The organism is Enterococcus durans (assembly GCF_002277935.1).
In the GTDB taxonomy this organism is placed as follows: Bacteria; Bacillota; Bacilli; order Lactobacillales; family Enterococcaceae; genus Enterococcus_B; species Enterococcus_B durans.
Map to the genome: position 1 here is coordinate 1,881,941 of NZ_CP022930.1, position 19,825 is coordinate 1,901,765.

The window sequence follows — 19,825 nt, forward strand, 5'->3', positions numbered from 1 at the left end:
AAAACGGAATCACTGTTATTTAACTAAAGGTGGGATTGCATGAACGAAAGACAAGAAGAAATATTGGACTTATTGCATGAAAATCAGCATGGATTGACAGCTAGCGATGTAGCAGAAAAGCTTTCGATCGATCGAAGCAATGCAAGTCGCTATTTAAGTGATTTATATAAGGATCATTATATTATCAAAAGTCCGGGTCGTCCGGTCGTTTACTCAATGCCTCCTAAAAAGACTGCATCAGACAAAGTTCATGTTGACTACTCTACACAAGTGACATTTGAAACATTAGTTGGAGAGAACGATTCGTTAAAAGTCAGCATCCAACAAGCGAAAGCGGCAATTTTGTATCCGCCTCGCGGGTTACACACCATCATATTCGGAGAAACTGGTACTGGTAAATCCATGTTTGCCGAGTGTATGTATCATTTTGCAATCGACTCAGAAATGCTTTCAGAAGACGCACCATTTGTCTCTTTTAACTGTGCCGATTATGCACAAAATCCTCAGTTGCTATTTGGCCATATTTTTGGGATCAAAAAAGGTGCTTATACGGGAGCCTCACAGGATAGCCAAGGATTGATCGCAAAAGCAGATGGTGGGATCTTATTTCTAGATGAAATTCATCGTTTGCCGCCAGAAGGACAAGAAATGCTGTTCACTTTTATTGATAAAGGCGTTTATCGGCCATTAGGTGAAAGTGCCCATACACATGAAGCCTCCGTCCAGATCATCGGCGCGACTACGGAATCCTCAGAAAGTTTCCTTACCACGTTCAACCGCAGGATCCCAATGGCTATCACTTTACCTAACCTTGCTTCTCGGTCATTAGATGAACGCTATGAAATCATCTCACTGTTCATCAAACAAGAAGCGAATCGGTTAAATCAGCGGATAGATATTGAAAAAGAGGCTATTCTAGCATTTATGCTATATGATGCAGAAGGGAATATCGGTCAAGTCAAACGTGATTTGAAGTTGGTATGTGCAAAATCATTCCTCCATTACCGCACGCATAATGAAGAAAAACTGATCATTCGTAAAGAAGAGCTTTCACTTCAAGTCCAAAAGGGGCTATTGAAGATCAAAGAAGTTCCAGAACGTCTTGATCGTTTCATGGATAGCAAAAGTCAGTATCTCACTTTTGAGCCAGGTTTTGCAGATGTAGTCTGGTCGCAAGATCCTGAAAGAAATATGCAGGTATATAACGATATTGAAGAAAAAATGCTTTCCTTATCTGAAACTGGCGTAGAGAACATTGATTTGGAAACCCTGATTTCAAAAGATGTCGATGCGTACTTTCAAACATATGTCAAAGAGTTGACGAAAAGTACGATTCCCAAAGACTTATTACCAGATGACATTTGGCGTTTGACAAATGAGTTATACGATGTGGCGGAAAAGAGGCTTGATCGTATCTATAATGAAAAAGCTCGGTTCGCCTTTGCCCTTCATTTACAAAGTACCTTGGATCGTGTGAGGGACGGACATATGATCGTCCATCCTGATTTGAATAATGTACGTAAAAACTTCAAGAAGGAATTTCAAGTAGCCATCGATCTATCAACAATCATTGAAGAGGAACAGCAAGTGGAGATTCCTTTTGATGAAATCGGCTTTATCAGTATGTTCCTATCGATCAGTCTAGGGGAAAGCGAACCGGTCAAAGAAAACAAAGTAGATGTCCTAGTTTTGATGCATGGCAGACAAACTGCCTCAAGTATGTTGGAAATGGCTCAGGAACTATTGGGAACGAAAATCGGTAAAGCTTTCAATATGCCTCTTTCGATGGAAGTCCAAGCGATGTATGAAGAAGTATTGCATTACGTCCAAAGCCGCCAAGAATACTTGACGAATGGGTTGATCTTACTGACCGATATGGGGTCGCTGAATACCTTTAGCGATTTGATTTTTGAGGAAACGGGTATCCGAACAAAGGCAATTACTATGAGCAGTACGATGGTGGTCATCGAAGCAGTCCGGATGGCAAATGTAGGCAGAAGCTTGGAGGATATTTATCAAAGTATCCAAATTTCTTTTGAAACGATCGTTAGAGATCAGTTTAAAGTCGAGCAACAAGAAATCATTGAACGTAAAAAAGCTGTCATCGTCACTTGCTTTACTGGTGAGGGAGTAGCGGCAAAACTATATCAACGGATCGTTCCAGTGATCGATCAGAAAAAGGTCGAAGTGATCCAGATGCAGTTTTTGGAGCGTGAATCATTCAAAAGACACATCGATGCTCTACTAGAAGAATATGAGATCAAAGCAATTGCTGGAACAGTGGATGTGGATTATCAAAATATTCCTTTCTTTTCTGCGTATGACATATTCAATGATGAAAAATTGAATACATTGAAACGGATTGCAGACGATGAAGTACCAACAGCTAAAATTGTTGATTCATTAAAAGATTCACTCAATTCGATCTCTTCAGTCGACGTATTGATCCACTCATTGCAAAAGACGATCCAACAAATCCAAACGGATCTCTCAATCATCGTAGAACCAGGTGTAGATATCGGGATCGTGATTCACTTAGCGTTCTTATTAGATAGTTTAATGAAGCATGAAAAATCACGAGTGTTTGAAAATCTGGAAACTTTTTCTAAAGTCTACCGCTTGGAAATGGATATCATTCGTACGAACTTAATTAGCTTAGAGCGAAAATATCGAGTAAATATCCCTGAAAATGAAGTAGCATTTTTGACCCAAATGTTTATTGAAAATAAAATAAAGAAATAATGCACACTAATCTTGAGTATTACACACTATTCATCTGTGTGCGCACTGTGTAAAAGAGTTAAAAGGCGTGAAAACGCTATTTTAACTCTTTTTTCATTTGGCATGCTTCTTGCGTTATATTTATGTGTAAAACCAAATAAAGGGAGTGGAACAAATGGCGAAAAAAACGATTATGTTAGTATGCTCTGCAGGAATGAGTACCAGTTTATTAGTAACAAAAATGCAAAAAGCAGCAGAAGAAAAAGGAATGGAAGCAGATATTTTTGCTGTTTCGGCTTCAGATGCGGATAACAATCTTGAATCTAAAAACGTAGATGTCATGTTATTAGGACCGCAAGTTCGTTTTATGAAAGCGCAGTTTGAGCAAAAACTTGCACCAAAAGGGATTCCTTTAGATGTGATCAATATGCAAGATTATGGAATGATGAATGGTGCAAAAGTATTAGAACAAGCAGAAAAATTGATGAAGTAATTACAATTCAATTGGAGGTAGCGAAGTGGAAGATCAACAAAACCTTGAAGCCATCATGGGTTTGATCATGTTTGGCGGCAATGCCAAAAGCGACGCAATGGAAGCGATTACGGCAGCTAAAAAAGGCAATTTTGAATTAGCTGAACAGAAACTCACAGATGCAAAAGAATCACTTGTACAAGCACATCATTCGCAAACGCAAATGTTGACACAAGAAGCACAAGGAAACCATATGCAAGTGACATTATTGACTGTACACAGTCAAGACCATTTAATGACATCGATTGCTTTTACAGATCTAGCCGAGGAAATCGTCGATCTGTATCGCCGTCTCGAAGTAGAATAAGCACTATCTCTTAGAACAAGAACTTCTTTTTTGAACGGAAGAAGAAAAAAATTTTTGAACGGATTTTTTTAATTTGGTATAAGGAGACTCTTCTTTATATAACTAACTTATAGGAGGAAATAAAAAATGAACGGATTAACAAGTTGGATGGAGAAATACATCCTTCCGGTTGCCGCAAAAATCGGTGCGCAGAAACACTTAGTTGCTTTGCGTGACGCATTTATCGGTACGTTACCGGCAACGATGGCTGGATCAGTCGCTGTAATGATCAACGCAATTATTCGAGATTTACCACAGCAATTTGTCAGCACTTATGCGGATAGCTTAGCAGCTGATAAAGGAATTTTCGCAGTATTGAATGTTATTATTGGTATCAATGGTTTTGTTTGGAATGGTACATTAGCCATTGCAGGTCTGATCTTCGCTTTCTCATGGGGCTATAATTTAGCAAGAGCCTATGGGGTGAATGATCTAGCAGGTGGTATCGTTGGTTTAGCTACGCTTATTCAAGGAATTTCTTTTGGACCAGCTTTATCAGCTGCGTTGAATGTCGATGTTCCAAAAAATGTAGCAGATGCGATCAATGGAACAGAATTAGGTGCTACGATCGCAGACGGTACGTTATCTGTCGGTCTTTGGGGTTGGTTGAAACTTGATCATTTGAATGGTAATGCTTATTTTACAGTCATGATCATGGGTGCTATCTCAGTAATTATTTTCTGTAAATTAATGTTGGCAGATATCACGATCAAAATGCCGGATTCAGTTCCGCCAGCAGTATCAAAAGCTTTTGCAGCAATTTTACCAGCAACGATTGCTTTATATATCATTGCAATTATCAACTATATCGTTGGTCGCTTGGCAGATGGCCAATTGATTATTGATTTGGTCCAAAAATATATCGCTGAACCGTTCTTGGGTCTATCACAAGGGATCGGCGCAGTATTGATCGTCACAGTTTTCGTGCAGATTTTCTGGTTCTTCGGTATCCATGGACCAAACGTTTTGGCACCAGTCCTAGAAGGAATTTGGGGACAAGCACAACTGATCAATATCGATATTTTCCAAAAAGGGTACAATGGAAAAACAGGTACTCCAGCAGTATTAGATGCAATTGAAGATGGAAAAGCGTATATGTGGGTTCGTGGATCATTTGATGCCTTTGCTTGGTTCGGTGGATCAGGTGGTACAATCGTTCTCTTGATCGCCATTTTATTATTCTCAAAACGTGCAGACTACTTAACAGTAGCAAAACTATCCATTGGACCTGGTATCTTCAATATCAATGAACCAGTGATGTTTGGTTTACCAATCGTCTTGAATGCGATCATGTTCATCCCATTCTTAGTTGCCCCTGTTGTCGCAACTGCAATTGGTTGGGTCGCAACTTATCTGGGATTAGTCGCACCTGTTTCCCAACAAGTCACGTGGGTTGTTCCGCCATTCCTGCTATCATTCCTAGCAACCGGGGCAGACTGGCGTGCGCCAATCGTTACACTCGTATGTATGGTAGTCACCTTCCTGATCTGGGCACCATTTGTTATCTCTGCAAATAAAATGGACCCTGCGGCAGGCGAACAGTAAAAAATTAGTGGAGCAGAAGCATTTCCTGCTTCTGCTCACTTATCAATGTAGGAGGAAAAAAGTATGATCTCAATTGCAAGTGCAATGCAACAAGATGCTATCAAAGAGTTATTAGAAGGATACAACGAAGAGGGTATCTCTTTTACATTCAAAGAAAAACAAGGAATCAAATTATTATTCGAAACAACAGCTGAAGATACAGAAGCAGCAGCTAAAAAGGCGAAAGAATTGATTAAAGCACAACCATGGGGCACTGTTTTATATTTCCAAGCAACAGCAGTTTAGTCTTCGTGGCTGAAAGATAGGATGGGTTCAAAATGATAAAAAACGGTTTATTCTTATGTAGTGTTGGTTCACTGATCGTATTATATAGTTTAAATCCTAGTTCACAAAAATATGATCTATACAGTATGGTCACTGGACTTTTTCTGGCAGGTTTAGGTATATATTTCTTTTTGAAAGGGAAAAAAAGAGAAGAAGCAAAGGGGAAAAATAACTAATGGAAATTGTAAAAAAATTAAATATTCCGGCATCGTTTTTCTACGATAAAGTTATGGACTCTGTCCTTTTTGATGTACGTAAAGCGACTGGAAAATCAGTGACTCGTAAACAGTTAAAAAATTTGGAATACGTGAAGCAATTTTCGCAAAATAACCGTGCTCGTATCAAAATCGAAGAGCTCATTGAAAACCAGTCCTATAAATTTCGTACGTCAACAACAAAAAATGATTTTGTTGTCCATTACCAAATCAAGCCTATAGATGATTCTTCCTGTGAAGTGCATTACACAGAACAGATGGAATCTCATGGAATGCTACAAAAATTGAATGATATGATTTTAGGAACATTATTGATGTATTTCAAAAAACGTCGTTTCAAAAAAATGTTAGTGATGATTGAAGAAACTTACTAAGCTTTTGCTCAAGAGTAACAGAGCAAAAGACTATAAAATAATTTGAAGAGTCAAAGGTTGTGGCAAAGACGATGGGGAAATAATAAAAAAAGTTTATTTAAATGATATTGTTTACTAAACTGATTATTATTGAACGAGTCTTGTCACAATTTTGTTGTGTTGATGGAAGGGGTAATAATGATGGCAAATGATGTGAAAGAAGTAGGACTTGATTATGTCGATGAAATGTGTGATCTAGCGATTTATGCATTCAATGCAAAGGATACGGTAGAAAGAAGAGAAAAATTCCGAATGCTTGCTGAACATTCATGGAATTATGGCTTTTTTGATCAGGACGATCAATTAACCAGTCAAGTAATGGCTACCCCTTTTCCTGTTGAATTTCATGGGAAAGAATATTTGATGGCAGGAATCGGTTACGTTGCTTCTTATCCCGAAGCAAGAGGACAAGGCGGGATCAATCAAATCATGGAAAAAATCCTCAAAGATTGTCGTGAAAGAAAGGTCAGCCTGTCCTATCTAGCGCCATTCTCATATCCGTTTTATCGTCGTTATGGTTATGAGCAGGTATTTGATCAAGCAAACTACCAACTAGATAGCAGAGACATACCAAATGTGAAAAAGACATCAGGAAAAATGAAACGTCTGTCATTCGATCAAGCGAAAGAAGCAATGGATACCATCTATTCACAAATGCCTGAGAATAGTCGGGGCGGGTTGAAAAGAGAATCATGGTGGTACAATTATAAGTTTAAAGTCAGAAAAGAAAATCATTACGCCTTATATTATGATGAAACGGGTCAAGCAAAAGGATATGTTGTATACCAATTAACAGCACCAACGTTCAAGATAGTAGAATGGGGCTACTTGACACATGAGGCTTTTAAGGCACTTGTTCGCTTTGTCGGTTCGCATAGTGGGGCGTTTGAATCATTTGAGTATGCTTGCGGATATTCAGGCAATAGCCAAAATTATTTATTGCAAAATCCATTTGCTAAAATGACCGTGGTACCATACATGATGGGACGGATCGTTGACATAGAACGTTTCTTAGAGTCGTACCCCTTCAATGGAAAAAATACTGCATTTGCTGTGGAGATCGTCGAAGATGAGTATACAAAATGGAATGAAGGAATCTTTGAGGTCCATATCGTTGATGGGAAAAATCAGCTAAAAAAAGTCGAGCGAACTGATTTGCCCACCATCAGTGGAAACATCCAGCATATGACTCAGCTATTGATGGCTTATCGTAAGTTAGATGAATTGGTTTTTTATGATAAAATCAAGGTTAGTGAATCGATCGCTGCATTGAACTTGCTTTTTCCTCAGCAACAGCCGATTTTAAATGATTATTTTTAAGTAAAGAGGATATGTTGGGATAAAAAAGAGGTTGGGACAGAAGTGTTTAACTCCGAGAAATAAGAAGAAATTCACGAAAATTGTTTTTCAAATTTTTGTGAATTCCGGCTTATTTTTGAAGGAGTTGCTTCTGCTCCCACCGTTTATTCGGAGTTAGAGTCTGTGGCAAAACTGATTTTTAGTTTTGTCCCACGCTCTTTTTTTCAATTTTATAATAAATCGTCTTTTTTGGTAAATTTAAACTTTCGACTCTCTTTTTTCTGAGGTTTGTTTTTTTCATGCTGATCGATTGCCTTTTTTGAAAGTTCTTCTCGTTCTTTCTTCGATGCATCGAAACGTTCAGCATAAACTTTTTCTTTTGGTTTGTCATTCATAAAAAAACCTCCTCTATCACCTGAATTTATAAGTACATTTTATCATTACAGGGTCTGTCTTGGAAACGTTTTGCCTCGTTAAAACCAAGAGATTTTAGAATAGAAGCTTGCATGTGGCATATAAACAAGCTAAAATAATAGTATTGAGTTTTTGTTCCTGTAGCTCAGTAGGATAGAGCGATCGCCTCCTAAGCGATAGGTCGCTGGTTCGATCCCAGTCAGGAACGTATATATAGAGCGAGACAAAAGTCGTTTAGGTTTGAGAAATTGGAGAGAAAAAAACGAGCGTGGGACAAAAGTAAGAAACACTTCTGTCTCACACTCGTTTTTTTGAAATTTACGAAAGATCTGCCTTTTGGACGCCGTTTATTTGAGAGTCTGAAGCAAAACTGATTTTTAGATTTTTCCCACATTCTTGCTTTGTATTTGTGCAAAAAACGCCAAACAAGTTATCATTTTCATATAAAGTAGTGAACAGTATCGATGTTTTATCTTGGGTCACCGCTTCTCATAGAGGAAGCAAATGAAACACCTCGATACATAAACTGTACTTAATAGATAAAAATCAACCATAAAAATCAACCTGCTACATGCGTATGTTTCACTCGCCATTGTTCCAATTTGATGTTTAATCAAAAACCGTAAATCCCCAGCGTGATAAATGTCAGAAATAGCCACTTGATCCAATTTCCAAATAATTGCATTGCTGTACCATCGAAATACAGTCTTTTTCCATTGATCACTGTATGCTTGATCTTCCAATTATACAGCAAGCAAATTCCCCACGGTGCACAGATGCCGAAAGTACACACGGTAATCAAGGTAGCTAGGATCGATATGCCGATATACGTCACTAATCCGCCATCAAAATACGAGTTCCTCATTTCTAATTCCTCTTTTCTAGGTTGGATTTTTTTGTAAAGAATCTGTCTAACAAGAACAGTGTGCCGTATGCCAGTTCGAGTACGGATTTTTTTGGTCCCATGAAAAAACTTGTTGCGCTTAAGATAGTAATAAGTCATTCTACCTTTTTTTAGAGAAGGTGACAAATCGCTTTTTTCTCATTTTTGATAAAGTCGTTTTTATGATTTTTCGAGCACTTTCAATTGTAGAAAAATCAACACATCAAAGAATGTATTCGTACCTCAGTAGGTCTTAGGCTGTCTTTCAAGTATTGCTAGCATCAATGTCATTCAAATGGAATTTTCTCATGGATATGGATAAGATGTGCAGATAGTCAGAAAAAAATAAACTAGCAATCACCACTAACCAAGAAAATTTCTCCTAGTCAGTGATAGTTGCTAGTTTTTAGGATAATTAATCAGTAAAAAATTCTGATTTCATTCTTTAATGAAGAAGGGGGTGCTAACTGATCATGCCCAATTACCATTGCGGAAAACAGGAACTGTTGAGCCGTCTTCACGAATGCCGTCAATATTCATTTTATCGGATCCTACCATGAAATCCACATGAGTTTGACTTCGATTCAAACCTGCTTCTGCTAGTTCCTCATCGGTCATTTCTGTTCCGCCCTCTACACTGAATGCGTAAGCGGCGCCGAGTGCTAAATGATTGGATGCATTTTCATCAAATAATGTGTTATAGAAGATGATACCTGATTGAGAAATAGGAGAGGGATCAGGTACAAGCGCTACTTCTCCTAACGAACGGGCACCTTCATCTGTATCCAATAATTTTGCTAATACGTCTTGACCTTGTTCTGCAGAAAAATCGATGACTTTTCCATCTTTAAATGTGAATGTCATTCCAGAAATAGTAGTCCCAGCATAACTTAGTGGTTTAGTACTAGAAATATACCCATTGATCCGTCGATAATCTGGGGCAGTAAAGACTTCTTCCGTTGGCATATTTGCCATGAATTTTTCGCCACGGGCGTTATAGCTTCCAGCGCCTTCCCAAAGATGATTTTTTGGCAACCCTATAATGATGTCTGTACCTGGGGCAGTATAGTGTAAAGCAGAAAACTGTTCTTTATTTAGCTCTGCAGCTTTTTGCGCCAATGTTTCATCATGCTTTTCCCAAGCTAATATTGGATCTTCTTCATACACACGAGTAGTTTTAAAGATCTGATTCCATAAAGCATCGACCTGTTCTTCCTCAGGTAGATCAGGGAAGACTTTTGCAGCCCATTGTTTGCCTGCTGCTGCAACAACTGTCCAACTTACTTTATTTGCTTGTGTCGCTTTTCGAAGATTCATCAAGGCTTTGCCAGAGACAGCTTGAAATGTGGCTACACGATCGCTATCGATTCCGGCAAATGCTTCAGGATCGGATGAAACGACACTGATTCGACTTGCACCTTTAGCTACCCAATCGTCTGTTTGATCAATTTTATATTGAGGGATTTGTTCGAGACGATCATTTGCTGCATGAGAAAGAAATTCTTTTTGGATGACATCGTCTGTCCATTGAACGATGACTTCAGCTGCACCTGATTGATAAGCTTCTTTTGTAATCAAACGTGCTAGAGGAGCCTGATCAACGTTGATTTGTAGGACAACGGTATGATCCTTTTTTACGCTGACACCAGTTTCAACGATCAAACGTGCGTATTTTTCAAGATTTTCATTAAAATTTGCTAACATAGTTTTTTTCCTCCTCATTATTTATCGGATAACTATTTGTATGATAACACTTAATAAAAGTATATACAATTTGCATAAACATGTAAATGTTAATTTATTGGATAAAAAAATAGTGCTCTTTTTCTTGATAATTGCTTTGATTTGAGTATTTTTATAAATATTCAAAAACAAGTTGTGTATAGTAAAAAAAACATGTTACAATAAAATCAATCAATGGTGGAAGCGTTATAAATAATTTCAAGGAGATTAAAAAATTATGGCAAGAAAAAAGACGATTACAAAGGAGCAGATTTTGTCAGCTGCATATGAAGTGGCTACCACAGAAGGTTTTTCAAGATTTACTGCTAGAAATATTGCAAATAAGATGAATTGTTCCACCCAACCGATTTATCTTGAATTTAAAAACATGGATGACTTAAAACGGGCACTGTTTGTACAAATCTATGATTACTTAAAATATGAAGTGTTTCCTGTAGTACATACTGGGAATACGATTATTGATTTAGCTTATAACTATATCCATTTCGCTAATCGCGAGAAAAAACTATATAGTTCATTGTACTTAGAAGAATATGGTGGGGGAAAGGAGATGCAGGCTTTCTCTTATAATTATTTTGTACAAATGGTCAAGGACGACCCCCAATATGCGTACTTGTCAGATGAACAAATCGAATCCTTGCATAATGGTACTTGGATTATTGTACAGGTATTGCTGTCTTGATGTCCTCAAACATCATCCACCCCACAGATCACCAGATTGAAAAAATCATCCAAGACAATATTGATGCTATTTTGAATTTGAAAGAACCGATCGAAGTGGATTGATAACCATTCATTGTGCCGTTGAAAATCTCTGCCAAGCGTACCCGTTGATTTCCGAAATTAAATGCTTCTAATGATAAAAAGAGCGCATCCTGTCACTTCTCTCCGACAGGATGCGTTCTTTTTATATTTTTGCTGCAAGTGCTTTTGCGAAAGCTTCAAGATTCTCGATGTCTTCTTCTTCAGCGTTCAGATCGACTTTGACATTCTCTGCACCTTTGACAGCACTAGTTTTGGCGAATGCTGCATCAAAGTCGTCTACCGATTTACAAAATTCATCGTAAAAGGTATCACCTGAGCCGCACACACCATAGATTTTTCCGGATAAGTCTAATTCTTGTAAGTCTTCATATAGATCAACAATCTCATCTGGTAAATCACCGTCATCGTATGTATAAGTGGCGACGACACAAATATCTGCATCTTCAAACTCATCTGCATCCACTTGGGTACACTCGTTGATCTCAACTTCGATATCTAAATTTTCAAAAGCTTCTGCTACGATATCCGCAATTTCTTCTGTATTTCCAGTCATACTTGCATATACAATTTTTGCTAAAGCCATGGGTTGTGCCTCCTGATTAATAAATGAAATGAAGTGTTCATTTTTATAAAGTATACCAAAACATCGAGTAAAAGAAAACAGAACTTAGTGATTTGAGAGAATCTGATTTGGCGAAATTCAAGCTACTATGGTAAAATGAAAAGGATTTGTAAAAAGGAGACGAAAGTATGATTACATTAAAATCAGCACGAGAAATTGAAACGATGGCAGAGTCTGGTGCCTTACTAGCGGATGTACATAAAAATCTGCGAGATTTTATCAAACCAGGGATAACAAGTTGGGATATCGAAGTATTTGTTCGTAATTATATCGAAAGCCATGGAGGAATTGCTGCACAAATCGGTTTTGAAGGATACGAATATGCAACATGTATCAGTATCAATGATGAGATTTGTCATGGTTTTCCACGTAAAAAACCGCTAAAAAGCGGAGATCTAGTAAAAGTCGATATGTGTATCGACTTAAAGGGTGGAATTTCCGATTCATGTTGGTCTTACGTTGTTGGCGAATCTACACCTGAAATCGATCGTTTGATGGAAGTAACGAAAAAAGCACTTTATTTAGGGATCGAACAAGCACAAGTAGGCAACCGTATCGGTGACATCGGGCATGCTATCCAGACATATGTAGAAGGGGAAAACTTAGCTGTGGTCCGAGATTTTATTGGTCATGGTGTCGGTCCTACGATCCACGAAGAGCCACCAGTCCCTCATTACGGTGAAGCCGGCAAAGGGTTACGCTTGAAAGAAGGAATGGTCATCACGATCGAACCAATGGTAAATACTGGGACATGGAGAATGAAAATGGATCCTAATGGCTGGACAGCGTATACAAGAGATGGTGGTCTGTCTTGCCAATATGAACATACCTTAGCAATCACAAAAGATGGTCCAAGAATTTTGACATCTCAAGGTGAAGAAGGTACCTATTGATCAACTAAATGAATAGATATGGGAGAATTTTATGAAACTTTTGGCAAGAATCAAACAGAATGAAAACTTGATGCGGTTTATTGAAACAACACAAAAACGTATCACTGATTCAGAGATGGGAACTACGTCTGTTGTTGTAGCATATTACTTACTCCTATCATTGTTCCCCCTGATTATTGCATTCGGGAACATCTTGCCATTTCTCCATATCGACCAAGAAACAGTCTTGACATATGTACGAGAAGTGATTCCAGAGACGATCTATCAGTTTATCGGTCCGGCAGTTAAAAACCTGCTAACTCAAAGCTCGGGCGGACTTTTGTCAGTGTCTGCTCTGGCAGCTTTGTGGTCTGCGAGTCAGAGTATCAATGCACTGCAAATTGCCATGAACAAAGCGTATGGTGTGGAAAACAGAAAAAACTTTTTGATCGTCCGTTTTTTTTCACTTGTAGTGATCCTTTTGTTTATGTTTGCAATCAGTGGAGTGACGATCGTTTTAGGTCTTGGACAGTTGATTTTAGAAGCAATCCAACCTATTTTTAAATTTTCTGTGAACTTCATTGATCAATTCCAAACATTGAAATGGCCAATTACGTTGGTTGCTTTATTCGTTATTATGTTTTTGATTTATTTGATCGTTCCCAATGCGCAACTAAAGCTAAAGGCAGTGATTCCAGGAACGATTTTTGCAACAGTCGGTTGGATGTTGCTCTCACAAGTATTTGGTATTTATGCAAAGTATTTCGCAACACGAGTCAGCGGCTATCAAATCATCGGAAGTTTTATCGTGCTGATGTTGTGGTTGAATTTTGCAGCAACCATCATCATACTTGGCGGGATCATCAATGCTGTTGTGCAGGAATACATAACAGGTAAAGAAGTAAAAAAACGACGAGATCCTACTAATAAATGGATCACTCGTTTGAAAAATAAATTTTCTCATAAAAAAAATTAGATATGAGAGTTCTTCTTGTCAAATGCATAGAAGTGTTTTTATAATACTTTTGAACTCTTAGATTAAAGTAGGTGCCGATATGCTTGTTTCATTTAGTATGGTCATAAGATTTTTCTCAACGATATTATTATCTTTAATATTAACTCCTATATTTAAAATCATTTCAGTACAAACAGGAATGGTCGATAAACCAAATGAACGACGCATCAATAAAGTTCCAATGCCTTCTGCTGGAGGCTTACCTATTTTTCTTTCATTTGTGGCATCGACGCTATTCTTTTTTCGTGATATTATTCCCAAATTTTATATCCTTCCTATTTTATTCGCTGCTTCAGTCATTATCATAACAGGTGTGTTGGATGATAAATTTGAGTTGACACCGAAACAAAAAAGCGTCGGGATATTATTGGCATCCTTGATTATCTATTTTGTTGCAGACATCCATATCGATTCGTTTACGCTACCGTTTTTCGGTTATATCGAATTAGGTTGGCTGAGTTTTCCAGTGACCATATTCTGGATTTTTGGTATTACAAATGCAGTGAATCTGATTGATGGGCTAGATGGATTAGCAGCTGGGATATCATTGATCGGATTGATCACGATCGGTATTATTGGGTACTTTTTTTTACATGCTTCTACGGTTTATATACCTATTGTCATCTTTTGTTTGGTAGCAAGTATCATTGGTTTTCTGCCGTATAATTTTTATCCTGCAAAGATTTATCTTGGAGATACAGGGGCACTTTTCTTAGGCTTCATGATGGCAGTTCTTTCTTTACAAGGATTAAAGAATGTGACGTTTGTTTCTTCTATTTCGTTACTTATCGTCATGGGAGTACCCGTCACGGATACATTTTTTGCTATCGTGAGAAGAAAAGCCAATCGTGTGTCATTTTCTACTGCGGACAAAAAACATTTACATCATCGCTTGATGAGCTTAGGCTTTACTCATAAAGGAGCGGTTTTAACGATTTATGCGATAGCACTGATGTTTTCCTTCACAGCGATGATCATGAATTACACTGGAGAACTAGGAACAATCGTTTTGATCATTTCTATGCTTTTTGCAGCGATTCTATTATTCGAATTGATTGGTCTGATCAATGAGAAGCATCAGTATATTCTTAAGACCTTGCGCTTTTTGGGTAATAAAGACTATCGGACACAAGTGATACAGAAATACAAGAAGAAATGGAATAGACGCTAAATGGAAAAAAGAATCGAACAGCCAATTTTAATCAGTATTGTGACGGCAAATAGCCAAAAAATCTTTCAAACCCTAGATACGCTTATTGCAAGTCTTGAGGATCAGCCAAACATCGAAATTCTGATATTTGATAACTGCTCTATGCCAGACTACCAAGAAAAATTAAAAGAGTATCTGCAATATCCGTATATCAAAATTTATTTCAATGCAGAAAATAAAGGATTTGGGTATGGTCACAATCATAACTTGTTATCAAGCCAATCTCCTTATGCAGTCATTTTTAATCCAGATGTTTTAGTTGAAGAACAAACAATCGTGGAATTAGTTCAACTTTTAAAAGAGCATCCAGAATGTGCGATGCTCGCACCTAAAATATTGAACGAAGATGGTACGACACAGTATTTGATTCGTCAGCGATTGGCTGTGTTTGATTATATCTTACGTTTTATTCCTTTCCACTTTGTCAAACAGATGTTTGACAAACGACTTGCAACGTTTGAATGTCGGGAATTGCCTGAGGACTCGAATAGCTATGTTCGTATGATCTCTGGGAGTTTTATGGTGATAGATGTCAAAAAATTCAAAGAAATCAATGGTTTTGATGAGCGTTACTTTATGTACTTTGAAGATAATGATCTCTGTTTAAAAGCCGAAAAGGCAGGATATAAACTTCTTTATACACCAAAGTATTCGATCATCCATTTATATGGTAAAGGCGCCCATCGGAATTTTAAACTTTTCCGCGTATTCTTGACTTCGATGGGGAAATTTTTCAATAAGTGGGGGTGGACTTTTTTTTGATGGAAAATCAATTATTAGTTGTGGTTGTTCTTTATCAACAAAGTTTGTCCCACATGCCTTCATATGATCTTTTTTCCAAAGCTGTCTTTAAAAAAAAGATTCAACTCGTAGTGTATGACAATAGTCGTGAACCACAAACAGACCCGCTTTTTGAGACAGATAATGTTTTGTATTATCATGATGGGGAAAATCCAGGGCTCGCAAAAGCTTATAATTATGCGTTAGCGCATGCTAAAAAAGAGCATTCTTCTTTTGTTCTATTGGATCAAGATAGTCGATTAAGCGAGTCGTACTTTGATGAGTTATTGCAGATTATTTGGGTAGAGGATCAAGTAGCTGCTGTTCCCATGGTTTATGATCATGGACGTCAAATTTCACCGGTCTATGCAGATCAGTATGTGAATCGCCAAGTCCAAATGGTGGATAAACCACAACTCGTTAGCGACCGATTGATGGCGATTAATTCTGGCGCCGCTTTTTCCATTGATTTTTTAAAAGAAATCGGAGGATTCAATGTTGAATTTCCTCTCGATTTTTTGGATCATTGGTTATTTTGGAAAATACACCAGCGAAAGAAAAAAGTAGCTGTTTTACCTCAGAAAATCGAACATGATCTTTCCGTGCTTGATTATACGAAGGTGAACGTGAATCGATACCGCTCTATTTTACAGGCGGAAACTCTATTTTACCAAAATTATGATCAAGGATTACTAAAAAAACATCGAAAACAATTATTACTGCGTACAGCAAAGCAGTTTTTGACAGTCAAAAACAGAAAAATCTGGCGATTGACCTTACAATCCTTTGCTGAAAATTGGAAGGTGTGAGTTTGTGCATTCAGTTTGTATGGCTACTTTTAATGGTGAAAAATATTTAAAAGAACAACTAGACAGTATTTTAAAACAGCTGTCAACCAATGATGAGTTGGTTGTTTCTGATGACGGTTCCACAGATGGTACATTAGCGATTCTAGCGGAATATGCTGAAAAAGATGCACGGATCAAAATTTTTGAAGGACCAAAAAAAGGGCTTATTGCTAATTTTGGTCATGCCATTGAACAGACGAAAGGTGATATCATCTTTTTAGCAGATCAGGATGATGTGTGGCTAGAAGGAAAAGTCGACAAAATAGCAGCGTATTTTGAAACACATCCAGAACAATTAGTAGTAGTTTCTGATCTTGTGATTGTTGATAGTGAATTGAATGAACGTCACTCTTCTTATTTTGAGTATCGTCAGTCAAAAGAGGGATGGTTGAATAATTTGATCCGCAGTCACTATATCGGGGCGGGAATGGCATTTCGTTCTTCTTTGAAAAAAGACATTTTGCCTATTCCAATCGATGTTCCGATGCATGATATGTGGATCGGTTTATTAGGTGGAAAACATGTCGGCTTTATTCGACAACCGTTGACACTTTATCGCAGGCATGATTTCAATGTAAGTGAAATCAATACCCATTCAAAGATTCGTCAGAAAATTTTTTGGCGGCTCCATTTGCTAAAGGCTCTTGCCAAAAGAAAATGGTTGAGACGTTGATAAAAGATGTATAAATTGTCAAGAATTTCATGACAAATAGATAGTTTGATGAGATAATAACAAAGTAAAATTCCAAATAAAAGGAGAACTTATATTCATGAAGGGAATCATTCTTGCAGGAGGAAGCGGGACTCGCTTGTATCCTTTGACTAAAGCAACTTCGAAACAGTTGATGCCAATCTATGATAAACCAATGATTTATTATCCAATGTCAACTTTGATGTTGGCAGGTATCAAAGAAATTTTGATCATTTCGACACCTCAAGATACACCACGATTCAAGGATCTATTTGGTAATGGTAGTGAATTAGGCCTTCAGATCGAATATGCAGTACAAGAAAGTCCAGATGGTTTAGCACAGGCGTTCATCATTGGAGAAGAATTTATCGGTGATGATAGTGTGTGTCTTGTCTTAGGCGATAATATCTATTACGGCGGCGGATTATCCAAAATGTTGCAACGGGCTGCAGCGAAAGAAAGTGGCGCAACAGTTTTCGGTTATCATGTAAATGATCCAGAACGTTTTGGTGTCGTTGAATTTGATGAAAATATGCATGCTTTATCAATCGAAGAAAAACCGGAAAAACCGAAATCAAATTATGCAGTAACAGGTCTGTATTTCTACGACAATGAAGTCATAGAGATTGCTAAAAATATCAAGCCTTCAGAACGCGGGGAACTAGAAATCACTGATGTGAACAAAGCTTATTTAGAAAAAGGCAATCTCTCTGTAGAATTGATGGGACGCGGCTATGCATGGCTTGATACTGGTACCCATGAGTCATTGCTAGAAGCATCTACCTTTATCGAAACAATCGAAAAACGACAAAATCTAAAGGTCGCTTGCTTAGAAGAAATAGCTTACCGCATGGGCTATATCAATAAAGAACAACTAGCTACGCTAGCTCAACCACTGAAAAAAAATCAATATGGTCAATATCTTTTAAAATTGGCCTCTGAATAGGGAGTCTTTAGTAATGAAAGTAACCAATACAAAATTAACAGATGTTAAAATCATCGAAATGGATGTTTTTGGCGATCATCGTGGTTTTTTTACAGAAAGTTATTCAAAAGCAAAATTTGCTGAATATGGCTTAGACTTCGATTTCGTCCAAGACAATCATTCGCTGTCAGCTGAAGCTGGCGTTCTTCGTGGCCTTCATTTCCAAAAAGGAGAAGCAGCGCAAACAAAACTGATCCGAGTAACATCAGGGGCTGTTTTAGATGTAGTCGTGGATATCAGAAAAGGAAGTCCTACCTATGGTCAATGGGATGGGTTCATCTTGTCTGAACACAATCATCGTCAGTTGTTAGTACCAAAAGGATACGCCCATGGCTTTGTCACACTTACACCAAATGTAAACTTTCTTTATAAATGTGACAACTACTATAATGCTGAAGCAGATGGCGGCATCGCGTTTGATGATCCGGATCTAGCAATTGAATGGCCAATCGATCTTTCAAAGGCAACCATGTCTGAAAAAGACCACAACCATCCGACTTTAAAAGAATTTGAAGCAGAAAATCCATTTGTTTATGGTGAAATCTAACAGTTGACGAGGAGTGAGATTCATATGAAAAATATCATTGTTACTGGTGGTGCCGGCTTTATCGGTTCCAACTTTGTCCACTATGTGGTAAATAATCATCCAGAAGTCCATGTAACCGTCTTAGACAAGTTGACATATGCTGGAAACAAAGAGAATCTGGCGGGGCTTCCTAGCGATCGTGTAGAATTAGTCGTAGGAGATATTGCTGATGCGACAATCATTGATTCTTTAGTAAAAAATGCAGATGCTGTAGTACACTATGCGGCAGAATCGCATAATGATAATTCTTTAAAAGATCCATTTCCATTTGTTCAAACGAACATCATTGGCACTTATACATTACTTGAAGCTTGCCGTAAATATAATGTTCGTTACCATCATGTCTCAACAGACGAAGTCTATGGAGATCTTCCACTACGTGAAGACTTGCCTGGACATGGAGAAGGAGTAGGTGAAAAGTTCACTGCTGAAACACCTTATAACCCATCGAGCCCATATTCTTCGACTAAAGCTGGCTCAGATTTATTAGTAAAAGCATGGGTGCGTTCATTCGGTTTACAAGCTACGATCTCAAATTGCTCAAATAATTATGGCCCATATCAACATATTGAGAAATTTATTCCACGACAAATCACCAATATTTTAAGTGGTATTCGTCCAAAATTATATGGTGAAGGTAAAAACGTTCGTGACTGGATCCATACAAATGATCACTCTTCTGCTGTGTGGTTGATTTTGACTAAAGGAAAGATCGGTGAAACGTATCTGATCGGTGCAGATGGTGAAGAAGACAATAAAACAGTGATGGAATTGATTTTAGAATTGATGGGACAACCTAAAGATGCCTATGATCACGTTAATGATCGTGCAGGTCATGACCTTCGCTATGCGATTGATTCAACAAAATTACGTGAAGAACTTGGTTGGAAACCAGAATTCACTAATTTCCGTGACGGTTTAGCCGACACTATCAAATGGTATGAAGACCATCAAGACTGGTGGAAAAAAGAAAAAGAAGCTGTTGAAGCAGCTTATGCTAAAAACGGACAGTAGAT

The 19,825-nt window shown here is 37.8% G+C and carries 21 protein-coding genes, 1 tRNA gene and 1 pseudogene; 19 read left to right on the forward strand and 4 right to left on the reverse strand.

Annotated features, from left to right (window positions below; translation table 11 throughout):
• Positions 1-39: 39 nt before the first annotated feature.
• The 8 genes from CJZ72_RS08955 to CJZ72_RS08990 all read left to right on the forward strand — a co-directional run bounded on the left by CJZ72_RS08955 (position 40) and on the right by CJZ72_RS08990 (position 7,416).
• Positions 40-2,742, forward strand: a complete 2,703-nt coding sequence (locus tag CJZ72_RS08955) for a sigma 54-interacting transcriptional regulator (RefSeq protein ID WP_005881016.1) — start codon at positions 40-42, stop codon at positions 2,740-2,742.
• Positions 2,743-2,896: 154 nt separating this feature from the next.
• Positions 2,897-3,214, forward strand: coding sequence for a PTS sugar transporter subunit IIB (locus tag CJZ72_RS08960; protein WP_005881015.1), 318 nt, complete (start codon positions 2,897-2,899; stop codon positions 3,212-3,214).
• Between the two features lie 25 nt (positions 3,215-3,239).
• Positions 3,240-3,560, forward strand: coding sequence for a PTS lactose/cellobiose transporter subunit IIA (locus tag CJZ72_RS08965; protein WP_005881013.1), 321 nt, complete (start codon positions 3,240-3,242; stop codon positions 3,558-3,560).
• Between the two features lie 126 nt (positions 3,561-3,686).
• Positions 3,687-5,144, forward strand: a complete 1,458-nt coding sequence (locus tag CJZ72_RS08970; RefSeq protein ID WP_053108820.1) for a PTS sugar transporter subunit IIC — start codon at positions 3,687-3,689, stop codon at positions 5,142-5,144.
• A gap of 63 nt (positions 5,145-5,207) precedes the next feature.
• Positions 5,208-5,429, forward strand: a complete 222-nt coding sequence (locus CJZ72_RS08975; protein ID WP_005881009.1) for a hypothetical protein — start codon at positions 5,208-5,210, stop codon at positions 5,427-5,429.
• Positions 5,430-5,461: 32 nt separating this feature from the next.
• Entirely contained in the window at positions 5,462-5,644 is a 183-nt protein-coding gene (locus CJZ72_RS08980; protein WP_081133882.1) for a DUF3188 domain-containing protein, read from the forward strand.
• A complete protein-coding gene (locus CJZ72_RS08985; protein ID WP_081133881.1) occupies positions 5,644-6,057 on the forward strand; it encodes a DUF3284 domain-containing protein in 414 nt (137 codons plus the stop codon). The genes CJZ72_RS08980 and CJZ72_RS08985 overlap by 1 nt, the downstream gene beginning before the upstream one ends.
• 180 nt (positions 6,058-6,237) lie before the next feature.
• Positions 6,238-7,416, forward strand: coding sequence for a GNAT family N-acetyltransferase (locus tag CJZ72_RS08990; RefSeq protein WP_198324534.1), 1,179 nt, complete (start codon positions 6,238-6,240; stop codon positions 7,414-7,416).
• 209 nt (positions 7,417-7,625) lie between these two features.
• Here the strand turns inward: CJZ72_RS08990 and CJZ72_RS14515 are convergent, their stop codons facing one another.
• A complete protein-coding gene (locus CJZ72_RS14515; RefSeq protein WP_053108829.1) occupies positions 7,626-7,790 on the reverse strand; it encodes a hypothetical protein in 165 nt (54 codons plus the stop codon).
• Positions 7,791-7,943: 153 nt separating this feature from the next.
• On the opposite strand from CJZ72_RS14515, the gene CJZ72_RS08995 reads away from it, so the two are divergent.
• Positions 7,944-8,017, forward strand: a tRNA-Arg gene (locus CJZ72_RS08995).
• 405 nt (positions 8,018-8,422) lie between these two features.
• On the opposite strand, the gene CJZ72_RS09000 is transcribed toward CJZ72_RS08995, so the two are convergent.
• Both CJZ72_RS09000 and CJZ72_RS09005 read right to left on the reverse strand, forming a co-directional pair.
• Positions 8,423-8,674, reverse strand: a complete 252-nt coding sequence (locus CJZ72_RS09000) for a YjgN family protein (protein WP_081133879.1) — start codon at positions 8,672-8,674, stop codon at positions 8,423-8,425.
• Positions 8,675-9,163: 489 nt separating this feature from the next.
• Positions 9,164-10,396 (reverse strand): aminopeptidase, encoded by a 1,233-nt coding sequence (locus CJZ72_RS09005; RefSeq protein ID WP_081133878.1) that lies wholly within the window; start codon positions 10,394-10,396, stop codon positions 9,164-9,166.
• Positions 10,397-10,652: 256 nt separating this feature from the next.
• Between CJZ72_RS09005 and CJZ72_RS09010 the strand changes: the two are divergent.
• Positions 10,653-11,221 (forward strand): annotated as a pseudogene (locus tag CJZ72_RS09010) (TetR/AcrR family transcriptional regulator).
• A gap of 121 nt (positions 11,222-11,342) precedes the next feature.
• Here CJZ72_RS09010 and CJZ72_RS09015 read toward each other — a convergent pair.
• Entirely contained in the window at positions 11,343-11,783 is a 441-nt protein-coding gene (locus tag CJZ72_RS09015; protein WP_081133877.1) for a flavodoxin, read from the reverse strand.
• A gap of 167 nt (positions 11,784-11,950) precedes the next feature.
• On the opposite strand from CJZ72_RS09015, the gene map reads away from it, so the two are divergent.
• From map to rfbB, 9 genes are all read left to right on the forward strand, one after another.
• Positions 11,951-12,715 (forward strand): type I methionyl aminopeptidase, encoded by a 765-nt coding sequence (map, locus tag CJZ72_RS09020; protein ID WP_005880991.1) that lies wholly within the window; start codon positions 11,951-11,953, stop codon positions 12,713-12,715.
• Between the two features lie 31 nt (positions 12,716-12,746).
• Positions 12,747-13,670 carry a YihY/virulence factor BrkB family protein gene (locus tag CJZ72_RS09025; protein ID WP_005880989.1) on the forward strand — a complete coding sequence of 308 codons (924 nt, stop codon included), beginning with the start codon at positions 12,747-12,749 and terminating at the stop codon, positions 13,668-13,670.
• A 79-nt stretch (positions 13,671-13,749) separates the two neighbouring features.
• On the forward strand, positions 13,750-14,880 hold the full coding sequence (locus CJZ72_RS09030) for a glycosyltransferase family 4 protein (protein WP_053108839.1): 1,131 nt from the start codon (positions 13,750-13,752) through the stop codon (positions 14,878-14,880).
• Positions 14,881-15,681 carry a glycosyltransferase family 2 protein gene (locus CJZ72_RS09035; RefSeq protein ID WP_081133876.1) on the forward strand — a complete coding sequence of 267 codons (801 nt, stop codon included), beginning with the start codon at positions 14,881-14,883 and terminating at the stop codon, positions 15,679-15,681.
• A complete protein-coding gene (locus CJZ72_RS09040; RefSeq protein ID WP_053108843.1) occupies positions 15,681-16,508 on the forward strand; it encodes a glycosyltransferase in 828 nt (275 codons plus the stop codon). Before CJZ72_RS09035 ends, CJZ72_RS09040 begins: the two co-directional genes overlap by 1 nt.
• A gap of 4 nt (positions 16,509-16,512) precedes the next feature.
• Positions 16,513-17,220 (forward strand): glycosyltransferase family 2 protein, encoded by a 708-nt coding sequence (locus CJZ72_RS09045; RefSeq protein WP_081133875.1) that lies wholly within the window; start codon positions 16,513-16,515, stop codon positions 17,218-17,220.
• 97 nt (positions 17,221-17,317) lie between these two features.
• Positions 17,318-18,184 (forward strand): glucose-1-phosphate thymidylyltransferase RfbA, encoded by an 867-nt coding sequence (rfbA, locus tag CJZ72_RS09050; RefSeq protein WP_005880980.1) that lies wholly within the window; start codon positions 17,318-17,320, stop codon positions 18,182-18,184.
• Between the two features lie 13 nt (positions 18,185-18,197).
• Positions 18,198-18,770, forward strand: coding sequence for a dTDP-4-dehydrorhamnose 3,5-epimerase (gene rfbC, locus CJZ72_RS09055; protein ID WP_095443777.1), 573 nt, complete (start codon positions 18,198-18,200; stop codon positions 18,768-18,770).
• 24 nt (positions 18,771-18,794) lie between these two features.
• On the forward strand, positions 18,795-19,823 hold the full coding sequence (rfbB, locus tag CJZ72_RS09060) for a dTDP-glucose 4,6-dehydratase (RefSeq protein ID WP_095443778.1): 1,029 nt from the start codon (positions 18,795-18,797) through the stop codon (positions 19,821-19,823).
• The last annotated feature ends 2 nt before the right edge of the window (positions 19,824-19,825 follow it).

What these genes read in the sequence shown, in the direction of transcription:
- rfbB (WP_095443778.1), top strand. Translation starts at nt 18,795, where the DNA reads ATGAAAAATATCATTGTTACTGGTGGTGCCGGCTTTATCGGTTCCAAC.
- CJZ72_RS09015 (WP_081133877.1), bottom strand. Translation starts at nt 11,783, where the DNA reads ATGGCTTTAGCAAAAATTGTATATGCAAGTATGACTGGAAATACAGAA.
- CJZ72_RS09025 (WP_005880989.1), top strand. Translation starts at nt 12,747, where the DNA reads ATGAAACTTTTGGCAAGAATCAAACAGAATGAAAACTTGATGCGGTTT.
- CJZ72_RS09005 (WP_081133878.1), bottom strand. Translation starts at nt 10,396, where the DNA reads ATGTTAGCAAATTTTAATGAAAATCTTGAAAAATACGCACGTTTGATC.
- CJZ72_RS08975 (WP_005881009.1), top strand. Translation starts at nt 5,208, where the DNA reads ATGATCTCAATTGCAAGTGCAATGCAACAAGATGCTATCAAAGAGTTA.
- map (WP_005880991.1), top strand. Translation starts at nt 11,951, where the DNA reads ATGATTACATTAAAATCAGCACGAGAAATTGAAACGATGGCAGAGTCT.
- rfbC (WP_095443777.1), top strand. Translation starts at nt 18,198, where the DNA reads ATGAAAGTAACCAATACAAAATTAACAGATGTTAAAATCATCGAAATG.
- CJZ72_RS08985 (WP_081133881.1), top strand. Translation starts at nt 5,644, where the DNA reads ATGGAAATTGTAAAAAAATTAAATATTCCGGCATCGTTTTTCTACGAT.
- rfbA (WP_005880980.1), top strand. Translation starts at nt 17,318, where the DNA reads ATGAAGGGAATCATTCTTGCAGGAGGAAGCGGGACTCGCTTGTATCCT.
- CJZ72_RS08955 (WP_005881016.1), top strand. Translation starts at nt 40, where the DNA reads ATGAACGAAAGACAAGAAGAAATATTGGACTTATTGCATGAAAATCAG.
- CJZ72_RS09040 (WP_053108843.1), top strand. Translation starts at nt 15,681, where the DNA reads ATGGAAAATCAATTATTAGTTGTGGTTGTTCTTTATCAACAAAGTTTG.
- CJZ72_RS09000 (WP_081133879.1), bottom strand. Translation starts at nt 8,674, where the DNA reads ATGAGGAACTCGTATTTTGATGGCGGATTAGTGACGTATATCGGCATA.
- CJZ72_RS09030 (WP_053108839.1), top strand. Translation starts at nt 13,750, where the DNA reads ATGCTTGTTTCATTTAGTATGGTCATAAGATTTTTCTCAACGATATTA.
- CJZ72_RS09035 (WP_081133876.1), top strand. Translation starts at nt 14,881, where the DNA reads ATGGAAAAAAGAATCGAACAGCCAATTTTAATCAGTATTGTGACGGCA.
- CJZ72_RS08960 (WP_005881015.1), top strand. Translation starts at nt 2,897, where the DNA reads ATGGCGAAAAAAACGATTATGTTAGTATGCTCTGCAGGAATGAGTACC.
- CJZ72_RS08980 (WP_081133882.1), top strand. Translation starts at nt 5,462, where the DNA reads ATGATAAAAAACGGTTTATTCTTATGTAGTGTTGGTTCACTGATCGTA.
- CJZ72_RS08990 (WP_198324534.1), top strand. Translation starts at nt 6,238, where the DNA reads ATGGCAAATGATGTGAAAGAAGTAGGACTTGATTATGTCGATGAAATG.
- CJZ72_RS14515 (WP_053108829.1), bottom strand. Translation starts at nt 7,790, where the DNA reads ATGAATGACAAACCAAAAGAAAAAGTTTATGCTGAACGTTTCGATGCA.
- CJZ72_RS08970 (WP_053108820.1), top strand. Translation starts at nt 3,687, where the DNA reads ATGAACGGATTAACAAGTTGGATGGAGAAATACATCCTTCCGGTTGCC.